Origin of the sequence: Brevibacillus agri (genome assembly GCF_004117055.1) — a bacterium.
Lineage (GTDB): Bacteria > Bacillota > Bacilli > Brevibacillales > Brevibacillaceae > Brevibacillus > Brevibacillus agri.
Genome location: NZ_CP026363.1, coordinates 2,330,463 through 2,348,066, shown reverse-complemented (window position 1 = coordinate 2,348,066; position 17,604 = coordinate 2,330,463). Strand labels below are relative to the sequence as shown.

Genomic DNA, 17,604 nt, shown 5'->3' with positions numbered 1-17,604 from the left:
CAGCTATCCATTAGCTGGCTTTTTTTCCGGAGACAGCCGTATTCACGTGAACCGACATCTCCTTTTGCAAACGGGTCATGTACTGGATCGCTTCTTTGGTGAGGGTCGGATATTTTTCCCCGCGCATAAGCCCTGCCAGCGTTTCATTCACGGGATAAATCACGTAATTGCGCTTGTTGTTTTTGCGGAAAAAATGAACGTAGGTCGGAAGCAGCTCCGCCTGTTCAATACTCGCTTTTCCGGACTCGTCCTTGTGCAAGGTGAGCTTGAGAATCGCGCCCACGTCCTTGTAATCCCAGCGCTGGGCCGAGACGAAGTTGCCAAGCGAATACGCAATCAGTCCTGTGTGCTCTGTACCGTCCTCCCGCGTGACCGTCTTCCACTCGTACGGCTGCACGACATGAGGGTGAGCGCCCAAAATCAGATCGGCCCCGTACGTCAGGCACAGCTCGGCTGTCCGAATTTGCTCCGCATTGGGCAGCCGCTGGTACTCGACGCCGAAGTGCAGCGCCACGGCGACCAGGTCCGCTCCGTTTTCCTTCGCCCGGGCAATGTCTTGCTTCATCAGCTCAGGCGCGATCAGGTTCACGAGGTACGGCTTCTTTGGCGGAACGGGAATGCCGTTCGTCCCGTACGTATAGGACAGCAGGGCGAGCGTAAAGCCGTCCTTGGTCAAGAGAAGCGGCTCGTTGCGTTCCTCGGCGCTGGCAAACGTCCCCGTGTGCAAAATTCCTGCCTGATCCAAGTATTTGATCGTCTGCAGTACCCCCTGCTCCTTGCGATCCATCGAGTGATTGTTCGCAGTCGTTACTGCGGTAAAACCTACTTCCTTCAACGTTTGCGCCAAAGATTCCGGGGAATTGAACATCGGGTATCCCGAATAGCGGGCCTGGCTGCCGCTCATCGTCGTTTCCAGGTTGCCGATCACCCAGTCCGCCTCTTGAAACAGTGGCGTGACATAAGGGAAAAACTTGTTGAAGTCATAGGTTTTGGTCGCAGGGTTCCAGACGGCATCCATTTGCTCCTGGTGAACCATGATGTCCCCGACAGCGAGCAGCGAGATTCGCTGTTCCGGAAAACGCGAAGGCGCCTGTTCCGGGGGAGGGGCGGGCGGATTTGCTTCCGTGTCGGCGGCAGGCTCGTCTTGTGGCGGCTGCGGCGTGGCGGGCTCAGATGGGGTCACATGCTGGACAGGAGCCTTGGAAGCTTCGTGATCCGGGGCTGCCGGCGGGACGCACCCGACCAGGCTCATACAGCCGACCGCTGTGATGATGACCCACTTGCTCCATGCTTGCTTCATCGCAATAGCTCCTTTTGGCGTTAAGATAACCCCTTCTTTTTCGCCGCCATCCGACAAAATCCTCTTCGCATCTCCAGAAAGAGTCGAGCAGTCTTTACCGTAGCATGCCCGTTACAAACGGATTGTACGTTTTTTCGTAGTCAATCGTCGTCTTCGGGCCGTGCCCCGGGTAGACGATCGTGTCGTCATCCAGCTCAAACAGCTTGTCTTGGATGCTAATCATCAGCGTCTCGTAATCGCCCCCGGGCAAATCGGTCCGGCCAATGCTCTGCGCAAACAGTACATCACCGCCAAAGCAATGCTTGCCGATCACAAACGAACAGCTTCCTGGCGAATGTCCCGGCGTGTGCAGCACCTGGATGTCAAATCCGGCGAGCTGCAGCATCTGCCCGTCAGCCAGTTCGTGCTCGGCGCGATCGCACACGATCGGCTCAGGCAGCCCCCAGCGGCTGGAACCGTTGAGATCGGGATTGGTCAGCCACTCCTGTTCCAGCGGATGGATGTACACGGGCGCTTTTGTCAGCGCGCGCACCTGGTTCAGTCCGCCGATATGGTCGAGGTGGGCGTGTGTCAAAAGGATCGCCACGACGTTTTTGCCGGAAATCGCCTGCAAAAGCCGCGCTGGCTCCATGCCGGGGTCAATGACAATCGTCTCTTCTGTATCCGTGTTGGTCAGGACGTAGGCGTTTGTTTGAAAGCCTCCCAAGGCAAAAGATTGGATGGCAAGCTGTTGGTCGCTCATAGGAACCTCCCTGTTTTTTTGGTACGATAAGAAAAAAGCCTAGAGAAAAGGATGAAGCGCATGCGCCATATGTACGGAATCGAGCTTGCGATCCCAGACGGGAAATTGCCTGGCTTCTATGCTCAAGTCATACATAAAATCGGGGACCATGTCAATGTCTTTGATCGGGACAAACTGCTTTTTATCGTCGAAAACGAGGCGGAAAAAGACAAGCTGGAGGCGATTTTGCAAAAGTCGCAGATGCTGGGCGACGGCTTCTCGCTGCTATTGCTTCCTCCCGAAGCGATGGTCGGGCACTTGGACGATATCGGTTTCGTCTCGCCGAATGACCATATGTTTGTGTATGCAGACCAGGTTGCGCTGTTTACGGTAGACAAAGCGTCTGGCACCCCTGCTGATCGCTGGGCTGCGGCTGAGCAGTGGAAGGAGCACGTCAGCGGCACGATCCCGCAAGCGGAGGAAGAAGAGACGATCTACCTGCTCGACAGCAGCCTGACCGAGCTTGTTGAAGGGATCGCCAAAGCCTATCAGGTGCAAGTACAGTGGCTGCACAAAACGTAGCCGAGCCGATGCGCTGACTGCGGCCTTCGCCCAAAAAGAAAGTGAGCTCTCCGCTTTGGGAGAACTCACTTTCTTTCTGTCGGCTTGCCAGGGCCGCTCCCTGCGCCAGCCAAGCGACTTCCTTCCTTGCTTGCTCGCTACTTGCTGTCAAACCGGAACCAGACCACCTGGTTGTCTTCAAGGCCGAAGTTGGCCGTGTACTTGCTGCCTTCGTACACGACTTCCTTTTCCCCGCTGCCTTCGCCGTACAGCTTTTTCAACTGCTCCCCGCTGTCGTACATGGCAAGCCCTCGATACGTTTTGAACCGTGCAGCATCTTCTTTTGCCACTCCGCCGAGCATGATCGAGCTCAATTCGCCTTTTCTGACCTTGACGAGCAGTTGCGTGCGATCGAGCAAAAGCATGCCCATGACGGCCTCGCCTTCGCCTTTTGCCATTCTGTCCACCGTGTAGCTTTCCCGAGACACCATGTCCATAAAATCGGCTTTGCTCGGCTTGATGATGTCCATCGCTTCCTTGATGTTTTGGCCCAAGTAAATTCCGCCCACGCCGTATTCCCGCTGGTTTTCCGGATCGAATACGCCGGACGGCTCCGACTGCCCCGAACAGGCTGTCAGCATGAAGATGAATAGCGCCAACCATGCCAATATTCCGAATGAATTTCGCTTTGCCATCGTGCCCACCTACTTTAGCGGTATGTGCTTTTGCTATCTTACCGCACGCGGCAGTCACTGTTCAAGCTGTGGCCGGTCATTCCCGCGGGCCGCTCACCTTCTGCCGCGGGCGATTCGGCGGGTTGCTGTTATTGACCGACTGCTTGAATCCCTCCAAAATTTTCAGGACCGAAGCAAAAAACGGGGAACCGAACACGGCGATAATGCCCCACAGCCATGTTCCTACCTGCCATGGATTTTCCACGTAAGCCGAATCCGCTCCGGTCAAAATCAGCGCCGGGTCCAGGCCGAGCATGCCAAAAATCGCGCCGGCGGCCAACACCGAGATGAGCAGGTTGAAAAAGCGTTTGTAGTGCATCAGACGCGCCGCCTCATTTTGGTCCTCCCAGCAGTCTTCCTTCGGCTCGTAGTCAGTGGACAAAAACGGAATGATCGATTTGAACGCTTCTGTCACACCTGCCGCTGCGCTGGAAACAGCGGTTACATAAACAAAAAAGGCAATGGATGAGTCCAACGTGACCATGTGCGCTCCCTCCTTGATATATATATATGAAGGGAGGAGGACAACTTGCAAAAAATTGTCCGGGCTTGTTTTCCTCGCTACGGATTTACGGTAACATGGAGACGAATGGAAATTGACGAAAGGTGGTTTTCGCCATGCAGGATTATTCATTCGTTTGGAATCAATACGATTTGATTCGCGGCCTGTTTTTGGAGGACGTGACCAAGACGACTGAGGAGGAGGCTGACATCGTTCCGGAAGGATTTAAAAACAACATCCGCTGGAATATCGGCCATATTTTGCTCACGCAAGATTATTTGCTGCTTGGACCAGCCAAAATGAACTGTCCTCCGTCCTACGCGGCTATGTTTAGCCCAGGGACAAAACCGGCAGACTGGCAGGGAAACATCCCTTCCCTGGAAACGTTGGCTGCCCAGTTGAAGGAGCAGCATGCTCGCATCAAGGAGCAATTCCAATCCCGGCTGAACGAGTCGCTCCCGAAGCCGTTTGAACTGGGAGACAAGGGTGTTATGCACACGTATGGCGAAATCATGGTCTTCACCCTGTTCCACGAAGGCATGCACATCGGCATGATCTCTTCCTTGCGCAAGGCGATTGCCGCAGCCAAAGCCTAGCCCTTATCATTTGCCTGCAAAACGCGGAGCCGTCCACACGGCTGTCCGCGTTTTTTTATGGACGTGGAACGCACGTTGATTTGCGCCAAAAAGCGAAACCGCTCCCAAATAGGGAGCGGTCCTTTGTCGAGCCCGATTGCTTATGGGGTTTAACCGGTTATTCTCTTTGGCACTTCAACCTCCATGAAAGAGATAGGTTACCCAAGGAATCGGCTTATTTCCATACGACTTTCGTCGACTGCTTGTTCATGGTTATCCACGGATCTTCGCCTCCTGCAAGGCATTTCGCCGTTTCTTACATGAATCGTCGGGCTCGACAACTATAGTATGGTCAGCCAGTCGGTTTTCATACACGATTTTTTACAACAAATCGGCAGCCAACTGGGCAAGCACGCTGCGCTCGCCTTTTTCCAGGCGAATGTGCCCGGCCAGCTTCTGATCCTTGAACACCTCGACCACGTACGTCAGTCCGTTGTTGCTTTCGTCCAGGTACGGATGGTCGATCTGTTCCGGATCGCCCATCAGGACGATTTTCGAGCCGTCCCCTACCCGCGTCAGGATCGTTTTCACCTCGTGCTTCGTCAAGTTTTGCGCCTCGTCAATAATGATGAACTGCCCGGGAATGGAACGACCGCGAATATACGTCAACGCCTCGACTTGCAGACTGCCCATCCCCGCCAAAATTTTATCGAGATCGCCTGGTCGCTTCGTGTTGAACAAATATTCCAGATTATCATAAATCGGTTGCATCCACGGCCGCAGTTTTTCTTCTTTCTCGCCGGGCAAATAACCGATGTCTTTTCCTAAAGGAACGATAGGTCGTGCCACTAACAGTTTTTTGTACTTTTGCTGGTCTTCGATCTGCAGCAGCCCCGCTGCCAGCGCCAGCAACGTCTTTCCTGTCCCCGCTTTGCCCGTCATGGTCACCAGCGGGATATCATCTCGCAGCAAGAGATCGGTTGCCATCCGTTGCTGCACGTTTCGGGCCCGGATGCCCCAAATCGGATCGTCGTCTGAAACAAGCATTTCCAGCGTTTTTCCATCGGGGTCCACTTTTCCGATGGCAGAAATGGACGGGTTGCATTCGTCCTTCAGTACGAGAAACTGATGCGGATAAAAGCGGTAGCGAGGGAAACAGGAGGCCAAGTGCAGTTTTCTCGTCGCGTAGTACGTCTTGATGATCTCCGAGGCGACCAGCATTTTTTGATAACCCGTGTAGATGCTGGAAAATTCCCCCACTACGCGATCGGAGAGAAAATCTTCTGCCGAAATGTTCAAGGCATCTGCCTTCACACGCATGAGCGCATCCTTGCTAACCAATATGACGGGTCTGGGCTGTGGGGATTGGTTCTCCTCCTCCTGCAGATTAAGTGCGACCGCCAAAATGCGGTTGTCATTGGTCATTTCCGTAAATTGCTTTTGCAGTTGATGAAGCGAGGAATGGTTCAGCTCCACCCGAAATAGCCCGCCTGTCTCCAGGGTAATGCCTTTGTGCAAATGACCCAGCTCACGAAAACTGTCAAAGAGCCGCGATACGTACCGAGCGTTGCGGCCAATTTCATCCATGTACCGCTTTTTGGAATCGATTTCTTCCAACACCACAGCGGGTATGACAATTTCGTTGTCAGCGAAAGAGAACATCGCCCGTGGATCTTGCAGGAGTACGTTGGTGTCCAGTACGTAGATTTTCTTCAAAATCTCGCCTCCTATTACCCTTCTTATATACGGTATGCAATTTTTGGAGGGATGCTCAATTGTGGCGACGTGATGTACTACAGTCTATGTTCGGTCGGACAGAGATAGACGGCCCTTTGGCAGAATGAAATGGGGCTGCAAGGACAAAATACAGGTAACCTGCCCTCCGCTTTCAGGAGGCATTACGGGGAAAGGGAGAATGCGTATGAAACGGATGATTATCGGCTGCCTGGGCGCCAGCCTGCTTTTGTCTGGATGCATGTCGAACAACAAGCCGCCAGCCAATCAGGCTGCCCCACAGCCCAACCAGCAAGTGCCTCATACCCAGCGCGTCCAGCAAACGGCCCCGGAACCAGCTTACAACCAATCTTCGCAAGCGACGGCCGACCGGCTTGTGCAACTGGCTACCCGTGTGAAAAAGGTCAACGGTGCGACTGCGGTCGTCATCGGCAAGATCGCTGTCGTCGGGATTGATGTGGATGCCCATCTCGATCGGCCCGAGGTCGGCGTCATCAAGTACACCGTTGCCGAAGCGATGAAAGAAGACCCGCAGGGCGCAAACGCAATCGTGACAGCCGATCCGGACATCGTCCAGCGCCTGAAGGAAATGGCTGCGGACATTCGCCGGGGCCACCCGATCTCGGGCTTCGCCGAGGAGTTGGCTGACATCGTCGGCCGCATCATTCCACAGTTGCCGCGCGACGTAAGGCAGCGGGAGGAAACGCCCTCGCAGGAAAATGAACAGCGCATCAACAAAGACGGCCGCGCGACACCGCAAGGAAACGACAAGATCAACGTAAACCGCACAGGCGCACCATAAAAAAAACTCTCTCGAAGCCATTTCAAGGATGAGCGAACGCGTTTTCGTGGAAGATTCCGATTCAGTAAAAAAGAGGCATTCGCCTCGGGAAATTACGCCCGGGAGAATGCCTCTTTTTGTTGCGGCTGGACGGATTGTTGTGACTGAACCGAACTCAGCGGCGGCAATGCGTCCAGTACCTGCTTCAAGTCCGCGAGCAAGTCGTCCACGTCCTCCAACCCTGCGGACAACCGGATCAAGCCATCGGTAATGCCGCGCGCTTCCCGCTCCGCTGCGGGCATCGCCGCATGCGACATCATCACCGGATACGACAAGATCGTCTCGACAGCCCCCAGGCTCACTGCCACAATCGGCAGCTTCACCCGGTCAAACAACGCCTTGGCTCGCTCACGGCTCCCTACATCGAACGACAGAACCGCACCGTGGCCGCTTGCTTGCTGTTGCTGGACGAGATGCCCCGGATGGTCAGCCAAGCCCGTGTAGTAAACGCGGCTCACGCCAGGGTGCGTGGACAGCCACTCCGCGAGAATCCCTGCCGACTTTGTGCTGACATCCAGACGTGCCTTGAGCGTTTTCAGCCCGCGCATGACGAGCCAGCAATCCTGTACCCCAAGAATCGCGCCCATGCCGTTCTGGATCAGGTACAGTTGCTCGCCGAGCGCGGCGTCGCGCGTCACTGCCAGCCCGGCAACCACGTCGCTGTGGCCGCCGATAAACTTGGTCGCGCTGTGGATGACGACGTCCGCCCCCAGCTCCAGCGGCCGCTGATAGTACGGCGTCAAAAACGTATTGTCGACAATGACGAGCAGCCCGTGCTCCTTCGCAACGGCTGACACCGCCGCGATGTCGGTCACTTTCAGCGTCGGATTGGACGGCGTTTCCAGATACACTCCCTTGGTCGCCGGAGTAATCGCCTCCCGCACGGCCTCTGTCTGGGTCGCATCGACAAACGTAACGGAAATGCCCATTCTCGACAGCACGCGGGTCAAAAAGCGGAAGGTGCCGCCGTACACGTCCTCCGCGACTACGATATGGTCGCCAGCCGAAAACAGCATGAACACGCTGGAGATCGCCGCCATGCCGGACGAGAAAGCAAAGCCGCGCGCGCCGCCTTCGAGAGCGGCAATCGCTTCCTCCAGCGCGTGTCTGGTCGGATTGCCGGAACGGGCGTAGTCATACGTGCCTGGCTGGTCGAGATCAAACTGGTGAAACGTGGAAGCCTGGTAAATCGGAACCGACGACGCCCCTGTGAACGGATCGATGCAAGTAGAGCCATGCAAAACCTTCGTTGCGAAATTCATCGCGCAGCCCCCCCAACGACAAGACTTGCGTCCAAAGCCTGAAACAGATCAGCGATCAAGTCTTCCGGATGCTCAATCCCGACCGACAGCCTCAGCAATCGGTCACAAACGCCGACATACTCCCGTACTTCCAGCGGAATGTCAGCGTGGGTCTGTGTCGCCGGATACGTACACAACGACTCGACGCCGCCAAGGCTTTCCGCAAAAGAAACGATGCGCAGATTTTGCAAAAACAAGCCCACCTGCTCCGCAGACCGTACCCGGAATGAAACCATACCGCTATAACCGCTTGCCTGGCTCGCCTGGATGGCATGCCCGGGGTGTTCTTGCAGCCCTGGGTAAAACACTTCGGCGACAGCCGGATGCTCCTGCAGCTTTTTTGCAACCGCGAGCGCGTTTGTCTGATGTCTTTCCATGCGCAGCGCCAATGTCTTCATTCCGCGTACCAACAGCCAGCTATCTTGTGGACCCAATACCGCTCCGATGGAATTATGCAAAAACCGGATTTTTTCCGACAACTCCTCGCCTTTTGTCACGATCAGTCCGGCCAGTACATCGTTGTGGCCACCCAAGTACTTCGTCGCACTGTGCAACACGATATCTGCGCCAAGCTCCAGCGGGCGTTGACAATAAGGGGTCATGAACGTGTTGTCGACTATCGTCAAAAGTCCATGCTGCTTTGCCAGCCCGGCGATTTGGCGAAGATCGGTAATCTGCATGAGCGGATTCGTCGGCGTCTCGACGAAGATCGCCTTTGTCTCGGCTCGCAGCGCGTTATGCACCGCTTCCAGGTCGCGCAAGTCTACGTACGTAAAAGACAGGCCGTAGCGGGAAAGCACCTGCTCAAACAAGCGATACGTCCCTCCGTACAAATCGAGCGACACAATGAGATGATCTCCCTGGGAAAACAGCCCCATGACCGTATGAACCGCCGCCATTCCCGATGCGCAGGCAAAGCCCGCATCGCCCGATTCTGCCTCGGCGATGGCTTCTTCCAAAACCGTGCGGGTCGGATTGGCCGTGCGTGTATAGTCAAAGCCTGTGCTCTGCCCCAATGCCGGGTGGCGATATGCGGTGGCATAGTAGACAGGAAAGCTGACCGCCCCTGTTTTTTCATCTCTGCCTACGCCTGCTTGAATCAATTTTGTTTCCAGTCTCATACGTAACTCTCTCCCTCCAATGATGTACGAGGGGCATGAAAAAAGCCCCCTTTCCTCTGAAAGAAGGCTTTGTTTACGTCACCGTAAGCAAGACCTTCTCATCTTTCAGAGTTAAAAAACTCTGCAGGAATTAGCACCATTATCTCCCCGCATGAACGAACATGCAGGTGATTGGTTGCCGGGCATCATCGGGCCAGTCCCTCCGCCTCTCTGGATAAGAAGTTTTGCTATTCAATTTGAATGACCTAATACTAAAGGATACGGCGGTTTTTTGTCAACAGGATTTTCCACTGTTGTGCGGCCGTCTTGACTAGGCGTTTTTCAGCGCAGTCATGACCTGGTTGTCCAGCTTCGCAGCCGCGTTTTTGTCGTACGTCTTTTCGTATTGCGGTTCTACGGAAATGCGCGAGCCGTAAAACATGACGTCTCGGACGGAGTCAATCGCGATCTCCACCAGCGCCAGCTTCAGCGGAACGCCCTCCAGCCGCTCGGCTTTCACTGCGGCGCGTCCGTTGATCGCAAAAGAGGAGCCTGCCCCGATCAGATGCAGGACGACCTGCGGCTCTTTGGCAATATTGGCGAGTATGCGCGAGCGGTTATCCACGGCAAAGCGGATGAGTCCGCTGTTCACCGCCAATGTCCAGGACAAGGAGCTGAGCGATGGCGCTCCTGTCTCGTGATCGACGGTGCCGAGCGTCACAAATCGCTCTTTTTGCAGGAGCGCGAACAGTTCTTCCGACAAGGTTTGGGATACGGTTTCAGCCATTCGGATGCCTCCTCGTAAACGGTAGTACGTCTATTGTACCCCTCGCATCTGCCATTAGGCAAACGTTTCCTCCCCGCCTTGATTCTGCCTGTTTTTTTCCCTACACTGGTAAAAAACAAAGCCGTACCGGATAAGGAGGTTGGAAAAAGTGGCACCTACGCCTACAGACCGGCTTATGCACAAAATCGACCAGGTCCTCCACGAGCTGCAGGAAGTGCGGAAAATGAACGAGCGCATGGACAAAATCGCCATGTTTTTGGAGGATATCCGGCTCGCAGACGTGATCCAAAACTACACAGCCCCGCGCAAGCTGCTCTGGATCAATTTCCTCGCAGGGCTTGCCCGGGGTCTTGGCTTGACGATTGGAACAGCGATCGTGCTGGCGCTGCTCGGCTCGCTTTTGACGCAGTTTCTCTCGATCCCTATCCTCGGCGATTACATCCGCGAGCTGGTCGAGTATGTTCAGACTTACAAGCAGCCGTAAACGAGACTACTTGCCGCTTCTTTTGCCGCGGTCGTCGTCGTCGTCGCGGTCATCGTCGCGGTCATCTTTGTCGCCATCTTTCCATTTGCCGTCGTAGTTTTTCCAATAGCCGTATGCTTTTCCGTTTGGATAGTGGTGCTTGTCTTTATCCTTGTCGTCCTTATCGTCATCCTTCTTCGGCACGGCGGTAATTTTCGTGCTCAGCGCGATGTCCGCCTGCTTTACCAGCTTGTCTTTCGCGTACAGTTCCAGATGGACGGTTTTCGCAGCAAACGAGCGGTTTTTGTAGGTAAAGGTCACGGTGTATTCGCCCTTGTCGTTTGGCTTGATCTCCTTTTTCTTGCCGTCCGGGGTGACGACGACAAGCTTTGCTTTTTGCTTCTCGTCCCAGCCCTTGACGGTGCCTTTCAGTTGAACGGACTTTTTCTTCAAATCGTGCACTGCCGTTCCGGCAATGGCATAGGCCGCGCCAGGGTCTTTGTCCGGTGGGTTGACGACATCGACTTTGATCGTGTCGGAGTCGACTTTTTTCCCGTCTTCATATATTTCGACCAGCGCTTCGTCGCTTGCGGCTTTCGCCTTCACGTCCTTGACCGTCACGCTGAAGCTGTCCACCCCGTCCCACAGCTTCTTCAAGCTCGTCTCCTGTTTCACGCCGTTGTAGGAGACGACGACCTTGTCCGCTCCGTGCTTGACGACACCTTTTACCTGCCATTCGGCTTTTTTGGCGTCGTACACGGAAAAGGCGTGGATCAGCCTGCTTTTTTCCTCGTCAGCCTGCGGGATGAGCTTAACTTTTTCACTGTCCGCCAACAGACTGCCGGCATACGCCTGTACGGTGACGTATTGGACGGAATCTGTTTCCGGCGCGGCAAAGCTGACGGTAAACGAATGCTCGCTCGTCGGCACTGCCTCGATAAAGTCGCCGTTCGGCTTGGTCACGACTACTTTCGTCACTTCCGGCGTCACGATGCCTTTGATGTACACCTTGCCGTTTTCGGTCTGCGCGCTCACGCTGACCAGTTCCTCGTCCGCCTCTGTGCGGCGAACTTCCAGCCAGATGTCGCCGTAATAGTCGCGATAAATGCGCTCCCACTCCGACTTGTTCGTTTCCATGTATGTTTGCAGCTTCGTATTCAGATGGATCGGATCTACAATCAGGTACAAATGGTCTGCCTGGTTTTTCAGCAGCATATTCAGCGTAGCCGGGTCGTTTTTCGCAAGCTCTTTCAGGTTGTAGCGGGTAACCTGCTTGCCTTCGTCGCTCATCACTACCTTGGTCGCCGGCGTGCTGCTGGAGCTGGCATCTGCAAAAATCGGCGTCAGGCAGCCGATGAGTCCCGCCGCCGTAACGACCGCCAATACGGGCTTGGTCATGATCTTTTTCACTGGTGTCTCCCCCTCTATTTTTGCCAATCATCCCCTGTCTTCTGTGGGCAACCATACAGACGTAGCGTTTTTTTCAAAAGTTGCACCGCAGCCGAAAACACGTCTAAATACCCACAGCGGCTCCAGACAGCAAAAAAGCGCGCCGGGACACTCTGAACGCCTGATAATGCCCCCGTGCGCACGACAAAAAAGACTCTTCCGCCGCCGAACAGGTCGGAGCCGGAAAGAGTCTTTTCCCTTTTTTTAACTATTGTATTTAGGCTCGTTTTCAATCGCGACCAGCAAGAACTCGACCGTTTCAGCCGGATATTTGCGCTCGAACGTCGCCGCTTCCTCCTTTGCCGTCAGCACGTACCAGCCGCCTTCCTGCCGATAGGCAAGCTCGCTAAGCGCGTGGTCCTCCTGCAACATCTGCAAGAAAAACGCCGCCGTCTCCTGCGCCGACTGATCGTCCGGCCGCGCGTCTGCTACCACTTGAATCTGCAACCAGTTAAAGAGTGCATCATCACGTTTCACGAGGGCAACCTCACTTTCGCTCCGGTTTGATTCTCAGCTTGACGACGACCAGAATGACAATCGCGACCAGCATCGCGCTCTTCACAGGAAGCTGGACGTCCAAAATCGCAAAGATCAGCGCCCCGACGAACAGGAGAAGGTATAAAAGCAACGTTTTCAAGATCGGCATGCGAATTACCGTCGCAAACCCCAGGTAGTAAACGATAATTAATTGCACAAACAAAATCCAAGCCCGATTATGGTCCGCCCACAGGCGGAAGCTGTCGTAGGCGCTCAGTTGATCCGGGTTTGCCGGTACGTAGGTTGAAGCAAGGTGTATCCAGTCCATCACAAATCTCTCCTGTAACGCAAAAGGCCGTGTCCTCTCACCGCGACGGGAAAGACCCGCTCTTTTGCATAATCTTTTCCTTTTTCCAACGTTTTTTCGTATGTATCCTTTTTACTTTATCAGGTGATGGATTTCCTGTCAAAAACGGACTGCTCCTGCACTTGGCGCACGACAATGCTAGCCTGCCTTTTCGCGGACATGCTATGATGAGAGGGTCGCAAACTTAGAAAAAGGTGGGAAAAACATGAGCCTGTACGATATTTCCGTCAAGACGATTTCCGGCGAAGAACAGACGCTGGCCGAGTACAAAGGACGCGTTTTGCTGATCGTCAATACCGCCAGCCAGTGCGGACTAACCCCGCAGTACAAAGGCTTGCAGGAGCTGTACACGCGCTATGCGGACAAAGGATTCGCCGTTCTCGGCTTTCCGTGCAACCAGTTTGCCGCTCAAGAGCCTGGCAGCGAGGAAGAGATCGCGGCATTTTGTGATCGCCACTACGGCGTAACGTTCCCGCTGTTTGCCAAAATCGATGTGAACGGTCCAACTGCCCATCCTTTGTACCAGCACCTGAAAGCCAACGCTCCCGAAGGCCAGGGTGAAGAGATCGAATGGAACTTCGCCAAGTTTCTCGTAGACAAGGAAGGCCGTATCGTCAAGCGCATCGGTGCCCGCGTGCAGCCGGAAGACGTGGCCGCTGACATCGAACGCTTGCTGTAAAAAACGGCTTCCCTGCCAAACCAAAAGCCGCTTTGCCCATCATCGGGGACAAAGCGGCTTTTATTGTACCGCGATTGCGCCGCGAGCTTACGCTTGCGGTTGTGCTTCCCAGCGCTTTTGCTTTTCGTAGCGCTCGCGATCCGATTTGTTCAAATACTTTTTGCGCAAACGGACGGATTGTGGCGTAACTTCGCACAGCTCGTCGTCGTTCAAATACTCCAGAGCCTCTTCCAGCGTCAGCAGGCGAGGGGTCTTCATTTTCACCGTCTCGTCCTTCGTTGCGGAGCGGACGTTGGTCGCGTGCTTCTCTTTGCACACGTTGACGGTCAAGTCGTTGTCGCGGTTGTGTTCGCCCACGATCATGCCTTCATAGACTTCCGTACCCGGCGTGATGAACATGATGCCGCGATCCTCGACAGACATCAGGCCGTACGTGGTTGCGGTTCCGGTCTCGTGGGAAATGAGCACGCCTGCGTGACGTCCACCCACAGCGCCCTGGACAAGCGGACGATAGCTGTCAAAGGAATGGTTGAGGATGCCGTAGCCGCGTGTGATCGTCAAAAACTCCGTGCGGTAGCCGATCAGTCCGCGGGACGGAATGATGAACTCCAGACGGACCTGGCCGAAGCCGTTGTTGACCATGTTGACCATCTCGGCCTTGCGTTGGCCCAGCGTCTCCATGACAGCCCCGGTGTATTCTTCCGGCACGTCGATCACGAGAAACTCAGCCGGCTCCATTTTTTGTCCGTCGATCATTCGCACGATGACTTCCGGCTTGGACACGCCCAGCTCGAAGCCTTCGCGGCGCATGTTTTCCACAAGGATGGACAGATGCAATTCCCCGCGTCCAGATACAATGAACGCATCTGGAGAATCTGTTTCTTCCACACGAAGAGATACATCTGTCTCCAGCTCGGCCATCAGGCGATCGCGCAGCTTGCGGGAAGTAACGTGTTTCCCTTCGCGGCCTGCAAACGGGCTGTTGTTCACCAAAAACGTCATTTGCAATGTCGGCTCGTCGATTTTCAACAGAGGCAGCGCATCCGGGTGGTCGACGTGGCAAACGGTTTCGCCTACGTTGATATCGTCAATCCCTGCGATCGCGACGATGTCCCCTGCTCTCGCCGTTTTTTGTTCCACGCGCTGCAAGCCGGAGAAGCCGAACAGCTTTTGAATCCGCGCTTTTTTCACTTCGCCGTTGCGCGTGGTGACCGATACCATTTCATTTACATTCATGGTTCCGCGATAAATGCGGCCAATCCCGATACGACCCAAAAAGTCGTTATAATCCAGCATGGTTACTTGCATTTGGAGTGGTGCGTTTTCATCGGCATCAGGTGCGGGCATGTGCTCAACAATGGTGTCGAAAAGTGGACGAAGGTCGCCTTCCAGTTTATCCGGCTCCATTCCGGCGATACCTTGCAGGCCGGAAGCGTAGACGATCGGGAATTCCAGTTGATCTTCCGTCGCATCGAGATCGATAAACAGGTCGTACACTTCGTTGATGACTTCTTGAGGACGTGCATTGTCGCGGTCTACCTTGTTCACGACAACGATCGGGGTAACTTTTGCTTCGAGCGCTTTTTTCAATACGAAACGGGTTTGTGGCATACAGCCTTCAAATGCGTCAACAATCAAAAGGACGCCGTCCACCATGCTCATGATCCGCTCTACCTCGCCACCGAAGTCGGCGTGGCCTGGCGTATCCAAAATGTTGATGGTGAACTCTTTGTATTTCACGGACGTTGTTTTCGCCAGGATCGTAATCCCGCGTTCCCGCTCCAGGTCGTTGGAGTCCATCATTCTCTCCTCTACCTGCTGGTTGCTGCGGAATGTGCCCGATTGGATCAAAAGCTTGTCGACCAACGTTGTTTTTCCATGGTCAACGTGGGCAATAATGGCAATGTTGCGTATGTCAAGACGCTTCATGTGAACCTCCTCTGTTATGCATACCTTCCATATTAACAGGTCGCGAAACACGGCACAATGGGCATTTTTTTACTCGGAAACACTTCCTGATTAGCATGCGCCACAATCGACATACTAAAGACAGGAGGTGGTCTGCCATGAGGAAAAACGAGCCAAGCTATTTCACAGGTTTGTTCTTGATCGCAGCAACGCTTGTCGGGTGCGCGTCTTCCAACGCAGGGCCTGACACGGGCGCACAGACGCAAAGCAGTTCGCATCCAGCGACACCGATGACTCGCTCAAGCATCGGACACGATTTTAACGCCTATACGCAAGGAATCAACGCCCAGAACTACCTCAAAGGGTACACCTCAAACGGCTTCAATCAAGACCTGGCAGAGCAGCTTACAAAAGCGGCCGATGATGTCCCGGGCGTCGATCGCGCTACTGTCGTCGTAAGCGGCCAGGACGCCGTGATCGGCATTCGCGTGCGCGACAACCTTGGCGAGCCGCAGGCAAAAGTGATCGAGCAGCAAGTCCACTCTGCTTGTCGGGCTGTGTCGCCTACCTTGCAAATGCAAGTCTCGTCCGACCAAGCCGTCTTTGACCGCGTGCGTGCGATCAACGCGCAAATTTACGAGGAAGCGACGAACCGCAGCAACCAGGTTTTGCACGAGGGCACCTCGGTAGAACAAAAAATAACGAACACCTCGACCGAATTTACCAGACTTCTGCACGACATGCGCACGACGATCCAGCAGCCGTTGCGGTGATGGATCGACAGCGCATGCTCTCACGTAAAAGAGGTGCGGACATGTCTCCCGCACCTCTTGAATACTCTTCCGTTTTGTTACTTACTCACAACTTCAGCCACTTTGATTTCTGGCTCAACCACTTGCAGTTCACCTGTTCCGCGAACGAGTTTCTTCGCGTAGGTTTTCTCCGGCTTCAGCACGGATACCAAGTAGTCGATGGCAACTTGCGGATCGACTGTCTCGCCACAAGTGTAGCAATCCAGAGCGGCAAAACCGCGCTCAGGATAAGTATGAATGGACAGGTGGCTTTCCGAGAGAAGAACCAGCACGGTAGCACCCTGAGGAGAGAACTGCTTCGCTTGCACGCTCAGCACCGTAGCTCCGCATGCCTCAGCAGCTTCAATCATTTCCTTTTTCAAAAATTCTGCGTCGTTCAACAAGTCAAACTGAACTCCCCATGTGTCAACAGCAACGTGTCTTCCGAAAGTCGAGTATTCCATCTTTCGGTTCCCCCTTCCTAGCAAGTGTAATGTTAAACATCGCTAGGACCTGCGTCATTCACTAACGGGGGCGGTTTCCCTCTTGTTATCCACCCTTTGAAGTGAATCCTGGTTCCTAATCCTGTTTCCAACGAAAACAACAATACCATGTATTTGCCTACTTTGACAATACCCTTTTTCGAGAAAGTCCATGAAAAAAACGGGCACCACTCGGCACCCGTTTTGTCTTACGTTTTTTATACTTCTAGTTCAAACAGACGCTGCGACAACATCACTAAACGCGTATCGATTGCTGGAAGTTTCTCCGGAGCAGCTCCCTTTGCCCAATTACGCAAATCCAGCCAGCGGTCCGTTTCCTGACGCAAGGACTCAATCTCCCTTTCGCTGCCCTCTTGCTGGAACAACGCTTCCAGCTCGTTGGCAATGTTCAGAGAGGTATCTTCAAAGATGGACGTCTCCTCGTCCCCCGACAGCTCCTGGATGCTGACCACCGATCCTTGATCGTAGTGGTACACCATCGTGAAGCCTTCGTAAATTCTGTGGACGATTCCATAGCCCCGAAACGTTTTCATCGCTTTTCTCATCGCATTCGCCAACTGCCGATCCCGAATGAGATAGGAGCTGTCGCAAGAGTAGCGATTGCCGACACGGCAAAAGCTCAGTTGAATTTCGCCGTTATGGTCAGACAAGATTACGTCGCGGTCGCCGTTGTCGCATACTTTGACATCGACTGAAATGTGTTCATTGGTGAAGAGCGAGACGAATTGGTTCAACTCCTCTTCATTCACCGTAAAATAGGCCTTGGCGTAGTTGGTTGCTAAACGCTGTGCCATAAATATCTCCTCAATTC

General features: G+C 54.2%; 20 protein-coding genes and 1 riboswitch. Of the genes, 6 read left to right on the top strand and 14 right to left on the bottom strand.

Annotated features, from left to right (window positions below):
• Nucleotides 1–10: 10 nt before the first annotated feature.
• Both BA6348_RS11795 and BA6348_RS11790 read right to left on the bottom strand, forming a co-directional pair.
• On the bottom strand, nucleotides 11–1,300 hold the full coding sequence (locus BA6348_RS11795; RefSeq protein ID WP_122952920.1) for a CapA family protein: 1,290 nt from the start codon (nucleotides 1,298–1,300) through the stop codon (nucleotides 11–13).
• A 94-nt stretch (nucleotides 1,301–1,394) separates the two neighbouring features.
• Nucleotides 1,395–2,042 (bottom strand): MBL fold metallo-hydrolase, encoded by a 648-nt coding sequence (locus BA6348_RS11790; protein ID WP_005832728.1) that lies wholly within the window; start codon nucleotides 2,040–2,042, stop codon nucleotides 1,395–1,397.
• Between the two features lie 60 nt (nucleotides 2,043–2,102).
• Here BA6348_RS11790 and BA6348_RS11785 point away from each other — a divergent pair, with 60 nt between their 5' ends.
• Nucleotides 2,103–2,603 (top strand): hypothetical protein, encoded by a 501-nt coding sequence (locus BA6348_RS11785; protein WP_005832730.1) that lies wholly within the window; start codon nucleotides 2,103–2,105, stop codon nucleotides 2,601–2,603.
• 137 nt (nucleotides 2,604–2,740) lie between these two features.
• Here the strand turns inward: BA6348_RS11785 and BA6348_RS11780 are convergent, their stop codons facing one another.
• Nucleotides 2,741–3,277, bottom strand: coding sequence for a hypothetical protein (locus BA6348_RS11780; protein WP_005832732.1), 537 nt, complete (start codon nucleotides 3,275–3,277; stop codon nucleotides 2,741–2,743).
• A gap of 76 nt (nucleotides 3,278–3,353) precedes the next feature.
• Nucleotides 3,354–3,800, bottom strand: coding sequence for a hypothetical protein (locus BA6348_RS11775; RefSeq protein WP_005832734.1), 447 nt, complete (start codon nucleotides 3,798–3,800; stop codon nucleotides 3,354–3,356).
• A 134-nt stretch (nucleotides 3,801–3,934) separates the two neighbouring features.
• On the opposite strand from BA6348_RS11775, the gene BA6348_RS11770 reads away from it, so the two are divergent.
• On the top strand, nucleotides 3,935–4,414 hold the full coding sequence (locus tag BA6348_RS11770) for a DinB family protein (protein WP_005832736.1): 480 nt from the start codon (nucleotides 3,935–3,937) through the stop codon (nucleotides 4,412–4,414).
• Between the two features lie 360 nt (nucleotides 4,415–4,774).
• Here the strand turns inward: BA6348_RS11770 and BA6348_RS11765 are convergent, their stop codons facing one another.
• Complete coding sequence (locus BA6348_RS11765; protein WP_007784152.1) at nucleotides 4,775–6,109, bottom strand: PhoH family protein; 1,335 nt, start codon at nucleotides 6,107–6,109, stop codon at nucleotides 4,775–4,777.
• 199 nt (nucleotides 6,110–6,308) lie between these two features.
• On the opposite strand from BA6348_RS11765, the gene BA6348_RS11760 reads away from it, so the two are divergent.
• A complete protein-coding gene (locus tag BA6348_RS11760; protein ID WP_005832742.1) occupies nucleotides 6,309–6,929 on the top strand; it encodes a YhcN/YlaJ family sporulation lipoprotein in 621 nt (206 codons plus the stop codon).
• 92 nt (nucleotides 6,930–7,021) lie between these two features.
• Here the strand turns inward: BA6348_RS11760 and BA6348_RS11755 are convergent, their stop codons facing one another.
• From BA6348_RS11755 to BA6348_RS11745, 3 genes are all read right to left on the bottom strand, one after another.
• On the bottom strand, nucleotides 7,022–8,230 hold the full coding sequence (locus BA6348_RS11755) for a trans-sulfuration enzyme family protein (protein ID WP_025845106.1): 1,209 nt from the start codon (nucleotides 8,228–8,230) through the stop codon (nucleotides 7,022–7,024).
• On the bottom strand, nucleotides 8,227–9,390 hold the full coding sequence (locus tag BA6348_RS11750; RefSeq protein WP_122952921.1) for an aminotransferase class I/II-fold pyridoxal phosphate-dependent enzyme: 1,164 nt from the start codon (nucleotides 9,388–9,390) through the stop codon (nucleotides 8,227–8,229). The genes BA6348_RS11755 and BA6348_RS11750 overlap by 4 nt, the downstream gene beginning before the upstream one ends.
• Before the next feature lie 95 nt (nucleotides 9,391–9,485).
• Nucleotides 9,486–9,611, bottom strand: a riboswitch (SAM riboswitch).
• 89 nt (nucleotides 9,612–9,700) lie between these two features.
• Nucleotides 9,701–10,156 (bottom strand): pyridoxamine 5'-phosphate oxidase family protein, encoded by a 456-nt coding sequence (locus BA6348_RS11745; protein ID WP_003843022.1) that lies wholly within the window; start codon nucleotides 10,154–10,156, stop codon nucleotides 9,701–9,703.
• Nucleotides 10,157–10,331: 175 nt separating this feature from the next.
• Here BA6348_RS11745 and BA6348_RS11740 point away from each other — a divergent pair, with 175 nt between their 5' ends.
• On the top strand, nucleotides 10,332–10,640 hold the full coding sequence (locus tag BA6348_RS11740) for a DUF5665 domain-containing protein (protein WP_051353908.1): 309 nt from the start codon (nucleotides 10,332–10,334) through the stop codon (nucleotides 10,638–10,640).
• A gap of 6 nt (nucleotides 10,641–10,646) precedes the next feature.
• Here the strand turns inward: BA6348_RS11740 and BA6348_RS11735 are convergent, their stop codons facing one another.
• From BA6348_RS11735 to BA6348_RS11725, 3 genes are all read right to left on the bottom strand, one after another.
• Nucleotides 10,647–12,029 (bottom strand): hypothetical protein, encoded by a 1,383-nt coding sequence (locus BA6348_RS11735; protein ID WP_122952922.1) that lies wholly within the window; start codon nucleotides 12,027–12,029, stop codon nucleotides 10,647–10,649.
• A 243-nt stretch (nucleotides 12,030–12,272) separates the two neighbouring features.
• Nucleotides 12,273–12,545, bottom strand: coding sequence for a hypothetical protein (locus BA6348_RS11730; RefSeq protein ID WP_122952923.1), 273 nt, complete (start codon nucleotides 12,543–12,545; stop codon nucleotides 12,273–12,275).
• 10 nt (nucleotides 12,546–12,555) lie between these two features.
• Nucleotides 12,556–12,873 carry a YlaH-like family protein gene (locus BA6348_RS11725; RefSeq protein ID WP_005832756.1) on the bottom strand — a complete coding sequence of 106 codons (318 nt, stop codon included), beginning with the start codon at nucleotides 12,871–12,873 and terminating at the stop codon, nucleotides 12,556–12,558.
• 244 nt (nucleotides 12,874–13,117) lie between these two features.
• On the opposite strand from BA6348_RS11725, the gene BA6348_RS11720 reads away from it, so the two are divergent.
• The gene (locus tag BA6348_RS11720) at nucleotides 13,118–13,591 is read left to right on the top strand and encodes a glutathione peroxidase (protein ID WP_005832758.1); all 474 of its coding nucleotides are present in this window, start codon (nucleotides 13,118–13,120) and stop codon (nucleotides 13,589–13,591) included.
• A gap of 87 nt (nucleotides 13,592–13,678) precedes the next feature.
• Here BA6348_RS11720 and typA read toward each other — a convergent pair whose 3' ends face one another.
• On the bottom strand, nucleotides 13,679–15,520 hold the full coding sequence (gene typA, locus BA6348_RS11715) for a translational GTPase TypA (RefSeq protein WP_005832760.1): 1,842 nt from the start codon (nucleotides 15,518–15,520) through the stop codon (nucleotides 13,679–13,681).
• Nucleotides 15,521–15,657: 137 nt separating this feature from the next.
• On the opposite strand from typA, the gene BA6348_RS11710 reads away from it, so the two are divergent.
• A complete protein-coding gene (locus BA6348_RS11710) occupies nucleotides 15,658–16,272 on the top strand; it encodes a YhcN/YlaJ family sporulation lipoprotein (RefSeq protein WP_005832762.1) in 615 nt (204 codons plus the stop codon).
• Nucleotides 16,273–16,349: 77 nt separating this feature from the next.
• On the opposite strand, the gene speD is transcribed toward BA6348_RS11710, so the two are convergent.
• The gene (speD, locus tag BA6348_RS11705; RefSeq protein WP_005832764.1) at nucleotides 16,350–16,754 is read right to left on the bottom strand and encodes an adenosylmethionine decarboxylase; all 405 of its coding nucleotides are present in this window, start codon (nucleotides 16,752–16,754) and stop codon (nucleotides 16,350–16,352) included.
• 236 nt (nucleotides 16,755–16,990) lie between these two features.
• The gene (locus tag BA6348_RS11700; protein ID WP_005832766.1) at nucleotides 16,991–17,587 is read right to left on the bottom strand and encodes a hypothetical protein; all 597 of its coding nucleotides are present in this window, start codon (nucleotides 17,585–17,587) and stop codon (nucleotides 16,991–16,993) included.
• Between the last annotated feature and the right edge of the window lie 17 nt (nucleotides 17,588–17,604).

Coding starts and splice junctions, on each gene's coding strand:
- BA6348_RS11780 (WP_005832732.1), bottom strand. CDS start 3,277: ATGGCAAAGCGAAATTCATTCGGAATATTGGCATGGTTGGCGCTATTC.
- BA6348_RS11760 (WP_005832742.1), top strand. CDS start 6,309: ATGCGTATGAAACGGATGATTATCGGCTGCCTGGGCGCCAGCCTGCTT.
- BA6348_RS11700 (WP_005832766.1), bottom strand. CDS start 17,587: ATGGCACAGCGTTTAGCAACCAACTACGCCAAGGCCTATTTTACGGTG.
- BA6348_RS11770 (WP_005832736.1), top strand. CDS start 3,935: ATGCAGGATTATTCATTCGTTTGGAATCAATACGATTTGATTCGCGGC.
- BA6348_RS11790 (WP_005832728.1), bottom strand. CDS start 2,042: ATGAGCGACCAACAGCTTGCCATCCAATCTTTTGCCTTGGGAGGCTTT.
- BA6348_RS11755 (WP_025845106.1), bottom strand. CDS start 8,230: ATGAATTTCGCAACGAAGGTTTTGCATGGCTCTACTTGCATCGATCCG.
- BA6348_RS11725 (WP_005832756.1), bottom strand. CDS start 12,873: ATGGACTGGATACACCTTGCTTCAACCTACGTACCGGCAAACCCGGAT.
- BA6348_RS11710 (WP_005832762.1), top strand. CDS start 15,658: ATGAGGAAAAACGAGCCAAGCTATTTCACAGGTTTGTTCTTGATCGCA.
- BA6348_RS11775 (WP_005832734.1), bottom strand. CDS start 3,800: ATGGTCACGTTGGACTCATCCATTGCCTTTTTTGTTTATGTAACCGCT.
- BA6348_RS11750 (WP_122952921.1), bottom strand. CDS start 9,390: ATGAGACTGGAAACAAAATTGATTCAAGCAGGCGTAGGCAGAGATGAA.
- speD (WP_005832764.1), bottom strand. CDS start 16,754: ATGGAATACTCGACTTTCGGAAGACACGTTGCTGTTGACACATGGGGA.
- typA (WP_005832760.1), bottom strand. CDS start 15,520: ATGAAGCGTCTTGACATACGCAACATTGCCATTATTGCCCACGTTGAC.
- BA6348_RS11745 (WP_003843022.1), bottom strand. CDS start 10,156: ATGGCTGAAACCGTATCCCAAACCTTGTCGGAAGAACTGTTCGCGCTC.
- BA6348_RS11795 (WP_122952920.1), bottom strand. CDS start 1,300: ATGAAGCAAGCATGGAGCAAGTGGGTCATCATCACAGCGGTCGGCTGT.
- BA6348_RS11720 (WP_005832758.1), top strand. CDS start 13,118: ATGAGCCTGTACGATATTTCCGTCAAGACGATTTCCGGCGAAGAACAG.
- BA6348_RS11740 (WP_051353908.1), top strand. CDS start 10,332: ATGCACAAAATCGACCAGGTCCTCCACGAGCTGCAGGAAGTGCGGAAA.
- BA6348_RS11785 (WP_005832730.1), top strand. CDS start 2,103: ATGCGCCATATGTACGGAATCGAGCTTGCGATCCCAGACGGGAAATTG.